Origin of the sequence: Pusillimonas sp. T2, from assembly GCF_002236805.1 — a bacterium.
Lineage (GTDB): Bacteria > Pseudomonadota > Gammaproteobacteria > Burkholderiales > Burkholderiaceae_B > Neopusillimonas.
Map to the genome: position 1 here is coordinate 366,425 of NZ_NIQA01000002.1, position 13,917 is coordinate 380,341.

At 58.0% G+C, this 13,917-nt stretch carries 12 protein-coding genes; all 12 read right to left on the reverse strand.

Going from position 1 to position 13,917, the window contains the following annotated elements; genetic code table 11:
- Window positions 1-62 precede the first annotated feature (62 nt).
- Window positions 63-1,346 carry an arsenic transporter gene (locus tag PuT2_RS04815; protein WP_093969882.1) on the reverse strand — a complete coding sequence of 428 codons (1,284 nt, stop codon included), beginning with the start codon at window positions 1,344-1,346 and terminating at the stop codon, window positions 63-65.
- A 2-nt stretch (window positions 1,347-1,348) separates the two neighbouring features.
- A complete protein-coding gene (gene mnmH, locus PuT2_RS04820) occupies window positions 1,349-2,449 on the reverse strand; it encodes a tRNA 2-selenouridine(34) synthase MnmH (protein WP_093969883.1) in 1,101 nt (366 codons plus the stop codon).
- Window positions 2,446-3,480 carry a selenide, water dikinase SelD gene (gene selD / locus PuT2_RS04825; RefSeq protein ID WP_093969884.1) on the reverse strand — a complete coding sequence of 345 codons (1,035 nt, stop codon included), beginning with the start codon at window positions 3,478-3,480 and terminating at the stop codon, window positions 2,446-2,448. The genes mnmH and selD overlap by 4 nt, the downstream gene beginning before the upstream one ends.
- A 143-nt stretch (window positions 3,481-3,623) precedes the next feature.
- Window positions 3,624-4,334: an ABC transporter ATP-binding protein gene (locus PuT2_RS04830; protein ID WP_093969885.1), complete on the reverse strand. Its 711-nt coding sequence runs from the start codon at window positions 4,332-4,334 to the stop codon at window positions 3,624-3,626.
- Complete coding sequence (locus tag PuT2_RS04835; RefSeq protein ID WP_093969886.1) at window positions 4,327-5,052, reverse strand: ABC transporter ATP-binding protein; 726 nt, start codon at window positions 5,050-5,052, stop codon at window positions 4,327-4,329. The genes PuT2_RS04830 and PuT2_RS04835 overlap by 8 nt, the downstream gene beginning before the upstream one ends.
- A complete protein-coding gene (locus tag PuT2_RS04840) occupies window positions 5,049-6,002 on the reverse strand; it encodes a branched-chain amino acid ABC transporter permease (RefSeq protein ID WP_093969887.1) in 954 nt (317 codons plus the stop codon). Before PuT2_RS04840 ends, PuT2_RS04835 begins: the two co-directional genes overlap by 4 nt.
- Complete coding sequence (locus tag PuT2_RS04845) at window positions 5,999-6,874, reverse strand: branched-chain amino acid ABC transporter permease (RefSeq protein ID WP_093969888.1); 876 nt, start codon at window positions 6,872-6,874, stop codon at window positions 5,999-6,001. The genes PuT2_RS04840 and PuT2_RS04845 overlap by 4 nt, the downstream gene beginning before the upstream one ends.
- A gap of 107 nt (window positions 6,875-6,981) precedes the next feature.
- A complete protein-coding gene (locus PuT2_RS04850) occupies window positions 6,982-8,211 on the reverse strand; it encodes an amino acid ABC transporter substrate-binding protein (protein ID WP_093969889.1) in 1,230 nt (409 codons plus the stop codon).
- Window positions 8,212-8,293: 82 nt separating this feature from the next.
- Window positions 8,294-9,532, reverse strand: a complete 1,239-nt coding sequence (locus PuT2_RS04855; protein WP_093969890.1) for a Tm-1-like ATP-binding domain-containing protein — start codon at window positions 9,530-9,532, stop codon at window positions 8,294-8,296.
- A 78-nt stretch (window positions 9,533-9,610) separates the two neighbouring features.
- On the reverse strand, window positions 9,611-11,596 hold the full coding sequence (locus tag PuT2_RS04860; RefSeq protein ID WP_093969891.1) for an acetoacetate--CoA ligase: 1,986 nt from the start codon (window positions 11,594-11,596) through the stop codon (window positions 9,611-9,613).
- Window positions 11,593-12,429 (reverse strand): HAD-IIA family hydrolase, encoded by an 837-nt coding sequence (locus PuT2_RS04865; protein ID WP_093969892.1) that lies wholly within the window; start codon window positions 12,427-12,429, stop codon window positions 11,593-11,595. Before PuT2_RS04865 ends, PuT2_RS04860 begins: the two co-directional genes overlap by 4 nt.
- On the reverse strand, window positions 12,426-13,916 hold the full coding sequence (locus tag PuT2_RS04870) for a biotin carboxyl carrier protein (RefSeq protein WP_093969893.1): 1,491 nt from the start codon (window positions 13,914-13,916) through the stop codon (window positions 12,426-12,428). Before PuT2_RS04870 ends, PuT2_RS04865 begins: the two co-directional genes overlap by 4 nt.
- Between the last annotated feature and the right edge of the window lies 1 nt (window position 13,917).

Below are 13,917 nucleotides of genomic sequence, written 5' to 3' on the forward strand. Positions count from 1 at the left end.
CACCTTTGATTAAAAAGGTGGCTTGCTCCGGCGAGCGCTGCGAACACAAGCAACGAAGTCTTTTAGATCGAAAGCCGCAGCGCCAATGCCGCCAACGTGACCAGTAGTACCGGCGCTGTCAACACGACGCCCACCCTGAAGTAATAGCCCCAGCTGATCAACACGCCGCGACGCGCCAATACGTGCAACCACAGCAGCGTGGCCAGGCTGCCAATCGGTGTCATTTTTGGCCCCAGGTCACTTCCCACCACATTGGCAAACACCATGGCCTCGCGAATCGCGCCCTGTGCCTGACTGGCGTCGATAGACAAGGCACCAATCAAAACCGTAGGCAGGTTGTTCATCAGGGCTGACAAAACCGCACTCAATAACCCGGTGCCCAGTGTGGCCGCCCACAGCCCTTGCCCGGCAAGCATATTAAGGGCGTCAGTTAGCCATTGCGTCAGGCCGGCATTACGCAGCCCATAGACCACCAGATACATTCCCATGGAAAACACTACGATGTGCCATGGGGCGGTGCGCAACACATGGCGAGTGCTAATGACAGGGCTACGTCCCGCCACCAGCAATAACAGGCAAGCTCCTACGGCAGCCACTGCGCTGACCGGTACCCCAAGGGGCTCAAGCCAGAAAAAACCCACCAGCAGCAACGCCAGCACAAGCCACCCGGCCATGAACACTGGCCGGTCGCGCACCACCGAGGCCGGAGGCTGCAGATGCGCCAAATCGTACTGCCGGGGAATATCTTTACGAAACACCAACATCAGAACAATCAGAGATGCCGTGACCGACACTACGTTGACTGGCACCATGACAGACGCATAGCGCCCGAACCCGATATTGAAATAATCGGCTGAAACAATATTGACCAGATTCGAGACCACCAAGGGCAAACTGGCGGCATCGGCAATAAAGCCCGCCGCCATGACGTACGCCAGCGTTGCAGCAGGCGAAAACCCCAACGCCATCAGCATGGCCACGACGATGGGCGTAAGAATCAAGGCCGCGCCGTCATTATTGAAAAAGGCCGTCACGACGGCGCCCAGCAACACCATCAAGACAAAAAGGTATCGACCGTTGCCGCGCCCCCGGCGCGCCATGTGCAATGCGGCCCATTCGAAGAACCCTGCGGCGTCGAGCAACAGGCTGATAATGACCACAGCAATGAAGCTGCCGGTAGCGTTCCAGACAATGGCCCAGACGGTAGCGATGTCGTTAAGCGACACCACCCCGGCGAGCAGCGCCAGTACCGCCCCGAAGCTTGCCCCCCAACCGATGCCCAGCCCGCGTGGTTGCCATATGACCAATACCAGCGTCAGGATAAAAATAAGTGCAGCGGGCCACATGGTTAGGCGTAATGCCGGCGCAAATACTCGACCACATCGGCCTGCCGACCACTGAACACAATACGTTCCCCTTTGCGCTCACGCTGCGAGGCATACATGGGGTCGTAATAGTCGTGCAGCAAACCGGCGATCCAGACCCGGTGCAAGTCAATCGTGCCCCGGTCGTGCTGGGCAGCAAGGGCCTCATCCATTTGCCCGGCCAGCCGCCGATAGCGCTCGTGGCCAAGACGCTTGACGATATTGCCCAGACTTTGACGCATGCGCTGTGCAAACGCGTCAAACCCTTGCTCGGGGCCATGCACGGCAACAAACTCTTCGGCCAGGCTTTCTACGTAATCGCGCAAAATACGCTCAACCCGCGACTCGAAAGTATCTTCGAGCCACACCACCGGAAACCCCTGCATGGCCTGATGCAACGGCAACGGCAACGCACAACTACCAATCAGCCGGCTCTCGTCTTCTAGTACAAACGTATGCTGCCCGTGCGCCTGACGCTTTAACAGGTCAATTGACAAGGCATTTTCGAAACTGATTTGCGCCGGTTGCGGCGCCACCCGCTTGCCGAAGCTCGACCCCCGATGATTGGCCAGGCCTTCAAGGTCGACCGCGTTATCCAGCTGACAGAGAACATCGGTTTTACCCGAACCCGTCATGCCGCCCACCACAACAAAGCGACACTGCGCAATAGCCTGTTCCAGCACACCCATAAGATAGGTGCGCATGGCCTTGTAACCGCCCACAACGCGGGGGTAATTAATCCCGGCCTCGGTTGCCAGCCACTCTTGGCTGATACGGGAACGCAAACCGCCCCGGAAACAGTACAAATAACCATTGGGGTTGGCCATGGCAAATGCCGCCCATTGTTCAATGCGCTGCGCCTTAACCTTGCCGGACACCAGTTGATGGCCTAGCGTGATAGCCGCATCTTGACCTTTAAGCTTGTAGCAAGTGCCCACTTTCTGGCGCTCAATGTCGTTCATGAGCGGCAGGTTAACGGCCCCAGGGAAGGCACCCCGCCCAAACTCCACCGGTGCACGCACATCCATCAGGGGTACGCCGCTTAAAAACAACGTCCGGAAGTCATCGGTATTGTTGCGGGTCACTTAAGCACCACCCCATGACTTGTGCGCGCGACAAAGCGGCCCAAGGGGGAAAGCGACAAACCCAGCGCGGCGGCAGCTTCCAGAAAGGCCGTATTGGCGTCTGGCGACACCGCCACCAGCAGCCCACCACTCGTTTGCGGATCGCACAGCAAATGCTTCTGGTCGTCGGTAAGCGCAGCCACACCATGGCCGTAGCTGTCGAAGTTGCGCAACGTGCCGCCTGGCACGCAGCCCTGACCAAGATAATGATCAATCCCCTCGATACGAGGTACGCAGGCGGCATCGATTTCTGCCGTCAAACCGCTGCCATCGGCCATTTCAAGCAGGTGCCCCAATAGCCCGAAACCCGTCACATCGGTCATTGCCTTGACGCCATCGAGCCCGCCAAAATGGTAGCCGGCGCTGTTCAAGGTACACATCAGGTCGCGCGCACGACCCACGTCTTGAGGGCGCAACTTGCCTTGTTTTTCGGCCGTGGTCAAAATGCCAATACCCAACGGTTTGGTCAGGTAAAGCAGACAACCTTCGGTGGCCGTGTCGTTACGCTTGAGCTGACGCTTGTTGACCAGCCCGGTCACCGCGAGCCCGAATATCGGTTCGGGTGCATCGATAGAGTGACCACCCGCCAGCGGGATACCCGCGTCATCGCAAACCGCGCGCCCGCCACGCACCACTTCGCGCGCTACTTCGGGCGGCAGCACATTAACCGGCCAACCCAAAATGGCAATGGCCATGATGGGCTTACCACCCATGGCGTAAATATCGCTGATGGCATTGGTGGCCGCAACGCGGCCAAAGTCGAACGGGTCATCGACGATGGGCATGAAAAAATCGGTCGTCGACACCACCCCCTGTTCGTCGTTTATGCCATAAACAGCAGCATCATCGCGCGATGCATTACCCACCCACAGGCGCGGGTCGAGGTTTTGCGCACCACTACCGGCCAGAATGACGTCGAGCACTTTGGGCGAAATTTTGCAACCACAACCAGCGCCATGGCTGTATTGGGTAAGACGAACGGGATTTGACATGGCACACCTGAACAGTAAAACCGGGGCTATTACACCGAAGCCCCGATTTTACAAGTTTGGATATGCAAGCGGGTGCAGCCTGCCGACGCAAAAGCAACGATGGCAGACCTGGGTGGAACAAACCTTGCCCGATGTCGCGCTTGCTAGTGCGACCCCAGGTATGCCCGTTGCACCGCCGGGTCATCGCGCAGCTGTTCGGCTGTGCCCTCGCCTACGATACGACCGGTTTCGATCAGGTAACCCCGGTCGGCAATTTCTAGACTGAGTTTGGCATTTTGCTCGACCATCAGAATACCTACACCCAGCTCTCGAACGCGGTCGATAGCCCGGAAGAGCTCTTGGCACATGAGTGGTGACAAACCCAACGAAGGCTCGTCGAGCAACAATACCTTTGGCGCAGACATGAGCGCCCGCCCCACGGCCACCATTTGCTGCTCGCCGCCGCTCATGGTGCCCACGCGCTGCGACAGGCGCTCGGCCAGGCGCGGAAACAATTCGAGCACACGTTGCAAATTCTGGGCCTCGGCCGACCGGGCCCGCCGCGTCAGCGCCCCAAGCTGCAGGTTTTCGCGAACGGTCAGGTCGACAAAAACACCGCGCCCTTCGGGCACAAGGGCCAAGCCGTGTTCGACAATATGATGCGCGGGAACCGACAGCAGCTCGGTGCCGTCGAGCTTGGCGCTGGCGCCGGGCAAGGGCTTGAGCATCCCGCCCAGGGCCCGCAACATAGAAGATTTGCCGGCACCATTGGCGCCCAGAATAACCACCAGCTCGCCGGCGTTGACCGTAATGGCGGCGTTATCGAGAGCCTGATGCTTGCCGTAACGCACCGACAACTGACTGACTTCAAACATGAGGCGCTCCGAGGTAGGCGGTAATGACTTCTTCTTGCGCAAGCACGGTTGCCGTTTCGCCTTCGGCCAGCTTGCTGCCGGCGAACATAACAACACAGCGATCGCACAGGGCACGAACGGCATCCATCACGTGCTCGACCAGAATAATGGTGAGACCCTTGGCGCGCAGGTCGCGGATAAGCTGAATGCCTACCTGAAGTTCGGTGGGGTTCAAGCCTGCCAGCCATTCGTCAAGCAACAACAACCGGGGTTTGAGGGCCAACGCACGCGCCAGCTCAAGCCGCTTCTGGTCGATGTAAGTCAGGTCGCCCGCAGGCGTTTCGGCAAACTCGCGCAGGCCCACGGTGTCTAGCAACGCCATGGCCTCGTCGTAGGCTGCGGCCCCAAACTTGTGGTCGGGCCGGAACGCCATGCCAGCCTCGACGTTCTCGCGGCAACTCATGCCACCCAGCACCCGCACAAGCTGAAAGGTACGTGCCACACCCAACCGGGCGATTTGATATGACGCCATCCCGACCAACTCGTCGGAACCCAGCAATATACTGCCGGAATCGGCGCGAAGCGCGCCGGAGATGAGGTTCATGGCAGTGGTTTTACCCGACCCGTTAGGGCCAAGCAAGCCCAGAACCTCGCCTTGTTGAACGTCAAAGCTCAAGCCGTCGACGGCTTTCAGCCCGCCGAATGATTTTCGTAAATCACGAATTTTCAGCAAGGTCATGCTTGCCCTCCTTTCCCGCCCTGGCGCGACGAACGCAACCAGCCGCGGATCAGTTCAAGTACGCCGTTGGGCACCAGATAAACAATGACGAGGAAAGTAACCCCCAACAGAACGGCAAAGTGATTGGGGAAGTTGGCAGACAAAACCTCGAAGAGAGCCGTCAAAGGAATGACCCCCGCCAACGGACCAAGCAAATGCCCAACGCCACCGAGCAACGACATGATGAGCACCTGGAACGACACGATAGGATTAAACACAATGGCGGGATCGATGTATGTCCAGCGTGGTGACATGACCGCACCGACGAGGGTCATGAAGGTAGCGCTAATGACAAACAGCAACACCTTTGCCCGCGTAGTGTTGATGCCCAGATGGCGTGCGACGTGCTCGTCTTCGCCAATAACCCGCAAGGCCAGGCCCAGGCGCGAACGGCGAATTAGCCAGCCGGCAAACAAGGCCAGCGACAGCAACGCCAGCAACTGCCAGTAAATTTGCTGCTGGGTGATGTCGAGAAAGATATACCGGCCGATAGACTTCGTGATATTGACTTCGTACCAGGTAACCAACTGGCGGATCAGCTCGGACAAGCCAAAGGTGAAAATCACAAAGTGCACACCCGACAGCCGCAAGGTAGACAGGCCAACGATCAGGGCCAGCACAACCCCCACCAGCGCCGCCACCAGCAAGACGCCGCCCCAGGGCAATACTTCGGACAACACGGCAACGGTATAAGCACCAATACCAAAAAAGGCGGTGGTGGCCAGTGAAATATAACGAGTGGGGCCCGAGAACAGCGTCCAGGCCGTGGCCAATGCACCGTACTGCAGCACGTTAATGGTGTACGACAAGAAATAACCGCTTTCTACAAATAGCGGTAATGCCGCGACCACCAGCAAAACCAGTGCCACCGCGACAAACCCGGGCGAAAAGACTGTGGTTGCGCGACTCATTTACCGGCCCTCCCGAAAATACCCTGGGGACGCAGCAACAGCACCAACAGGAAAATGCCAAAGGTCGCGGCCATGGTCAGCCCCGGATCGACAAACCGAGAAACCAGAGTCTCGACGAACCCCAGCAAAAAGCCAGCCAGCAAGCAGCCCAGCAAATTGCCAACGCCGCCCATAATGACAATGACCAGTGCCTTCATGGTAAAGGCAACACCCATCGAGGCACTGAAAGGCAAGAACATACTGACCAAAACGCCGGCCCCGACCACTAGGGCGCCACCCAACGCAAACGCAAACGCCGCCATGGCACGAGGATTGATACCCACCAAATGCGCGAACCTTGGCGCATTGGCCATAGCGCGCAACGCCGTACCCCAGCGCGACCGCACCAGCACGGTGTACACCAGCAACCCAATAACCACTGCGGCGCACGCTGCCAGCAAACGGTTGGCCGCCACCGCCGTACCCAGTACGTTGACCGGCATGGCCAGATACTCGTAGCTGTAATAGCTGCCGCCGAAAAGAATGAGCACAATGCCCTGCACCACGAACAAAATGCCAAACGTCGCCAAAATACTGTCGACTTCAAGCGCATCGGCGTTGGGTGCCCGCTTGACCAGCGGCGTCAGCAAAATTTGGTACACCAGCCACTGCACCACGAAACCAACCGGGACCACCATGGCAAGTGCGTATAACGGATTGACGCCCAGGCTGGTCACAAACCAGTAAGCCAGAAACGCAGCGCCGATCATGAACTCGCCATGCGACAAGTTCATGATGCGCGCAACGCCGTACTGCAGCGTCAACCCCATCGCGATGAGCGCATACAGCCCGCCCAGCATCAGCGATGTGAGAACAATTTCAACAAACAACATAGGGTTCACCTGTAAAACCGCCGAGCCGGGCCGGCCCCACCGTTTTTATGGAATAACAGGAAACAAGGCACCGGGCCAAGCCCGATGCCTATGACCGCACTACCCGATTACTTCTTCCATTCGGGTTTGGGAATGATGACCGGCTTGGCGCCTGGCAAGTTTGCAGGACCTACGCCCTGGAAAACACCGTTTTGCCACTGGCCCACGGTGAAGATGCCACGCAACTGGTTGTTTTCAAGTTTGATGGGGCCGAGGATAGTCTCGAACGTGCCGTTCTTGAGCTCGTTCTGGATGGCCGCGCGGTCGATCTTGCCAGTACGCTCGATGGCTTGCTGCAACATCTGCAAGCTGGCGTAAGTCACCTGGCTACCCCAGTAATCGGGGTCTTTACCTTGCATTTCTTTATGACGGGCACGGTAATCCATGACGGCTTTCGATTCGCCGTTGATGCCGCCCAGGCTCATTTGGCCCTCGATGGCTTCGGCACCATACTTACCCTTGAAGAACGGGAACTGAGTGCCTACACCGGTGTAGAACACTTTGGGGTTAAGACCCACGACGCGAGCCTGATCGCTGATCAGGACGGTGTCGGGTGGGTACGAATATGCAATAAACGTATCGGCGCCGGTAGACTTGACCTCGTTCAAGAGCGACGACAGGTCGGAGCTACCGACCGGGTAAGTTTTATCGAGCACGATTTCGAAACCGTGTTTGGCTGCAGCCTTGCGAGCGGCGGCCGCCGAATCGACACCAAAGCCGTCAGCAACGCTGACCATGGCGATTTTCTTGCCGATTTTGCCTTCTTTGCTGGCATTGGCCAGAACGTCGAGGAGCCCGTCGGCGTACATGCTGGCGGAACCCAACAGGAAGAAGTGGCCGGGCCAGCGCTTCGCAAACTGATCAGCCTTGTCGGTAAGGTTGGTGGTACCCACCTGCGGGTAGCCGTGCTTATCGAACAAAGGCGCAACAGCCAGGTTGACGGCCGTGCCCCACGGGGGCAACAACAAGTCGACCTTGTCTTGGGTAATTAAGCGCTCGATGGCACGAACCGCTTCTTCGGTGCTGGAGCGGTCATCGTACTCGACGACTTCGATGGGCACCTTTTTGCCATAGGCGCTGAGCATAATGCCGCCATTGGCGTTAACTTCTTTAACCCACATTTCGTAGTTGGGACGCACGGTGGTGTCGCCGCCCGGGGCATTGGGGCCGCTCTTGGCCAGCGAATACCCGATACGAATGGATTTGGGCGCTTCATCGGCGAATGACGGTGTCGCCATACCGATCATTGAGAGGCTGGCCGCGAGGGCCAACCGGGTTGTCCATTTTTTTACTGTCATTGTTGTCTCCGGGTTGTGGGCATAGTTGTAACCTGACGCCTGGCGCTGCCCCTGGCTGGCCCAGGCGTTGAAACCACAAAGCTTAGGCGGCTGCCGTATGGCGCTGACCGACAAGCCGCAAGACCTCATTGACCACCGCATCGGCAAACTGCTCGTCGTTCAGATGGCAGTCGAATTTTTCGACGGTGACGCCAGACGGCATAGCCGCTTTGACCGCGTCATAAAAGACAGGACATAAAGAGGCATCATGCAGGTGTCCCTCGGGGCTGTCATGATGGGAAAAACCCTGTAAAGGCACCAGTACCGACACGGGGCCTTTCGCCTCGGTCTTGACCAGGCCGGCCAAATGATTGGCCAGCTTTTGCAACTCTTCGGCTTCGGTTCGCACTGCAGTCAGTGCGCGGTTATGAATGTGATAGCGCTTGCCCGGAAACTGGCGCTCGGCCATATCAATGGGGCCGGACACCATGAAATCGGCATTGCCAGGGGCAAAAACTACAGGCACCCCCTTGCGCAACCCTGCTTTAGAGCGTTCCGGGCCGGCGCTGCACAAGCCATTGTTCAGGAAGTCGTTATGTTCGACCACAGACGTTTCAAGTACGGCCACGATGTCACGCTCGGCGGCCAGTTTGTCGAGCGCCTGCCCGCCGGTGCCCAGCGTATGAAACACCAAAACTTCGTAGCCCTTTTCCTCGAGCAGTTTGCGAACACGCACCGTGCAGCGGTCAATGGTACCCAATGTCCCCATGAGCACCACAGGTTTGTCTGACACTGCTTTAGGTTCGTAAGCCTTGGCCATGGCGGCTACCGAAACGGCCGCATTACGGAAGACTTCACGGGTGATGCTGTTGAGCCCAGCAATATCACACACCGGGTTGAACATATTGATGTCCATAGCGCCCACAAAAGGCTGCGTAAAGCCCGAGGCCATGGTGGACACCAGCACTTTGGGCAAACCGTAAGGTAGTGCCTGCATGACGGCACTGCCCAGCGTCGAACCCATGGAGCCGCCAATGGCGATGACCCCGCTTATGGGCGTTGTCGCATGCAGCGCGAGCGTAGATTTAATCGCCCCCTCGATCATCACCGCCTGACATTTACCTTCATGCTTCAGGTCTCGGACTTCCTGAATGGTTTTGCCAGCCGCGCCAGCCACCTCTTCCGGCGTGATTTCGGCCCCCGGCGTAACCGAACGGCGAATACTGGCATCGAGATGAATGACGTCAACACCCTGCGACTCGAGTGTTTGACGTACAAATTGCGCCTCGGTCGCCTTGGTGTCGAGGGTAGCGATCAAAAGGACTTTGGGTTTCGTGGTCATCGTTGTCTCCTGTTCCACATTTACCTGAATGGCTGCCCTGGCTGTTTTTTCGCTCTTGGGCCGCCACGTTTGTTTGAACTATTCCGTATTTAAAGTTTTGGCTAACTCAGTAAAGAACCCCATGCTTTGCGGGTTGGCCATGGCGTCGGGATGCGCCACTTTTTCGGCCGGCGACCCCAGCAGCAAGCGGCGTACCGGAACTTCCATTTTCTTGCCCGTCAAGGTGCGCGGGATATCGCTGACCTGATAAATTTTGTTGGGCACGTGCCGCGGCGACGCTTTGGTACGAATCTGATCAGCAATGCGCGCACTCAATTCATCGGTCAGGGTTTGGCCGTCGTGCAGCACGACAAACAGCGGCATGAATGACGGACGCCCCAGGTATTCAAGGTCGACGACAAGGCTGTCGCGTACTTCGGGAACCGCCTCGACCACACGGTAAATTTCGGCCGTCCCCATACGGATGCCAAACCGGTTGATGGTGGAATCGGACCGACCGTAAATAATGCTGGTGCCGCGCGGTGTAAAAAGGATCCAATCGCCGTGTCGCCACTTGCCGGGAAATACGTCGAAGTAACTGTCGAGGTAGCGGGTATTGCCCGGATCATTCCAGAAGTACACCGGCATCGATGGCATGGGTTGGGTAATCACCAGCTCTCCGACCTCGTCGACAACCGGTTCGCCCTGCTCGTTAAAGGCGTAAGCAGCCACACCAAGTTCACGGCATTGAATTTCGCCCGAGTACACCGGCAAGGTCGGTGCGCAAGCCACAAAGCCCGACGCAATATCGGTACCGCCGCTGATGGACGCCAGCCATAGGTCGGACTTGATGTTGGCATAAGCCCACTCGAACGCATCGGTGGGCAACGGCGAACCGGTAGCGTTAATTGACCGCAGGGCCGCAAGACCGGCAAACGTGTTGGGCTGCAGGTTATCTTTCATGCAGTTGATCAAATACGCCGCACCACAACCAAACAAAGTAACGCCGTGGTCGTCAATAAATTTCCACAACGACTGATTGTCGGGCCATGCCGGGTTGCCGTCATACAAAATCACGGTCGCGCCCACCAGCAAACCACCCACCTGCAAATTCCAGACAATCCAGCCAGTACCGCCCAAAAACAGCAAGCGGTCGCCTTCGCGCAAGTCGTGCTGCAGCGCCATGGTTTTATGGTGGGTAAGGACAATGCCGCCATGGCTATGCACAATGGCTTTGGGCAAACCCGTTGTGCCCGACGAATACACGATCCATAAAGGATGGGAGAAAGGCACGCGTTCGAACTGCAAAGGGGCCTGCTGAGCGACCATATCGGCCCAGCGAATGCGACCGGCCCAAGCAACACCGCCTTCGCGGTCGGCCATGGGGCCAGGCACATGCACAACATGCTTGACGGTCGGCAACGATTCGAGCAGCTCAGACACCAGCGCCGCGCGGTCGTGCTGTTTGCCGTTGTAGCTGTAGCTGTCGATGACAAAAATCAGCTTGGGCTCAATTTGCTGGAAGCGGTCGGTCACGACCCGAACGCCCATATCGGGTGCGCAGCTGGACCACACAGCGCCAATGCTGGCACACGCCAGAAACGCAATGACTGTTTCAGGACGATTGGGCATGTACGACACCACACGGTCGCCCTTGCCAATACCCAGGCCGCGCAAACTGGCTGCCAGCGCGCCGACGTCGCGCGTCAGTTGCGCCCAGCTGACCTCTTCGACGCCCGTTTCTTCTCGACGCGAAATTAACGCCGGCCGTTGGTCGGTGGCGCGACGAAACACATGTTCGGCGTAATTTAGCGATGTATTGGGAAACCATTGCGCGCCCGGCATGGCGCGATCGCCCAGGACGGGCTGCACGGCCCCGTCGGCCTGAACATCAAAATACTGCCAGATCGACAGCCAGAAGTCGTCAAGATGGTCGACGGACCACTGCCACAGCGCCTCGTAATCGCCCTTGGGTACACCAAAGGCCTGTTCGACCCACGATTGGTAGTGATCAAGACGCGAGGCCTGAATTTGCGCTTGAGTGGGCTGCCAAAGCAGCTTGGGTACTTGTACGGTTTCAGTCATCGAATCATCTCCAGCAAAGCATTAACGCCGGTAATGGACAAATGCGGTTGCTGCCCTGGGGGCAGGCGATCGATATCTTCGGGGGTAGCCAACCCGGTATGCACGGCCACAGAGACTGCACCGCCCTGCTGGGCCATGGCGTTTTCGAGCGAAAGGTCATCTCCGACAATGGCGATTCGGGAGGCCTCGACACCCAGAATACTGCGGGCCACGTCGAAAGCCGTTGACGCGGGCTTACCCACAATGACGGCCTCTTTGCCCGTCACACTGCTAATGGCGGCGGTGAGCGCACCCGAAATACCCAGGGTACGGCCTTCACGACTGGCCAGATAGGGGGCCGTGGAAACTGTGTATAAATTGGCTCCGGCCCAGATTGCGCGGCAAGCCGCATCAAGGTCGTCAAGACGGAACTCGGGGTGCCAACCTACCAGCACCGCATCGGCATCGTCGGCGCGCTCAGGCGAAACCACGATATCGAACCCAGCTTCCTCGAACGGACGCCATACCCCCTCGACACCCAGCACCAGCAACCGCTTGTATTGCCGGCTTTTAAACAAAGACACGGCGACGGCCGGCGGCGTCAGTGTGCGTTCGGGCTGAACCAGAATACCGGCTTTTGACAAGGCCTGAGCCAACTGTGCGGGCGTTTTGGTTGAACCGTTGGTAAACGCCACGTAGGGTGTTTGACGTTGGTTCAGCAAATTAATTAACTCGATGGCCCCAGGCAAAGGTTGATAGCCCGACAACATGCGATCGGCCAATGCCAACGTGCCGTCAATATCAAAAATAAAACCTTCTACTGCGTTCAAGTCGTGTGACAACGACTGCGTCATGTCTTGTCTCCTGCAACCCCGTGGCTGCGCAATTCCATCAGGAAGCCCTCTCGTTCGATGCGGGCATGAGTAACGTCCGGCCTTTTGGCTAATTCGGCCAACAGTTTTTCGACCGGGGTTACCGAAGGATTGTACGTTTGCCTGCAGGGGCCGGCCGCAACCATGGCATCGACCTGGTCGGCCGGCATGACGGCGCGCAACAAAAACTCTTCGTCGGACAGGTGTTTACCAAAACGTTGGCGCAGCTCGGCGACACCGGGCATGGGCGGTTGGGACAACAGCTCTTTGGCTCGCGGCATATTTTCGATACGATCGCGCACATTGGGATCGACCTCGCCGGGCGGCGTACCAAAGCGCCCCACCACATAGCGGATGACTTCGTCGGGAACGTTGGCATAACGTTCGGGTGCCAGTACGTTCATGACCGCCATCGTGCCCACCACCTGGGAAAACGGCGTCACCATGATGGGATAACCCAGCTCGGCCCGCACGCGCACCACCTCTTCGTAAACTTCGGGCAGGCGATGCTCTTGACGGATTTCGCGCAACTGACGGCGCATGGTGCCTATCATGCCGCCGGGCAACTGGTGGGAAAAATAACGTTCATCGTACTCTTGCGGCACCCCGACAGGCAGGCCTTCGGCCTTGGTCAGGCGCGAAAAATACTCACTGACTTCGGCCATGGCATCGAGGTCGAGATCATGTGACACGCCGCGCGCCTGCAGGTTGTTCACGACGTTTTCTACCGCGGGCTGGCTAGTACCATTAGCCGCCGGGCGTGCCGCCGTATGCAAGGTATCGACCCCTAGCGACGGCGCTTCGGGGTAAGTAAATGGCGCCAGACCAATGGTGCAATGCGAGTGCAACTCGAAGGGCTTGTTACCCAGCGCAGTCTTGATGGCCGGCAACAGCGTACGGGCACGTTCCGGCGTCAGCAAGCCGCTGGGGTCTTTAAGATACACCCGGTCGATAAACGGCTGCGCCGCCAGTTGCGCCGCCATGTTCGCAAAAAAAGCGTCGTCGTGAATGGGGCTGACTGTGTATACCAACGCCCCCACAATTTCAGAGGCCCCCGCCTTGGCAATGGCTTGGCAGTTATCGATGACGGCCTGCGTGGTGTTCATCGGGTCCATCACCATGAACCTTTCTATGCCGTTATTAACCAATAGCTGGTACGACAAGGCCATAACCTCGGGGTGTGCTGTTTCCCACGAAATAAACCGCATGCCCGTCGATAAAAACGTCAGCGGCGTGCGCTTCAGACGTGACTTGAGCAAACGCAGACGTTCCCAGGGGTCTTCTTTATGAAAACGCACGGTGACCGCCATGTGCGTACTGGTACTGAAATCGAGGGCGTGATAGCCGACACGATCGAGCACAGGGGCGATTTGCAGCATCATGCCGGTTGTCAGGCCGGTCGCCCCCCAAAGGCTTTGATTGCCGTCGCGCAGGGTGGTGTCAATAAACTGGACTTTGTCTTGTTTCATG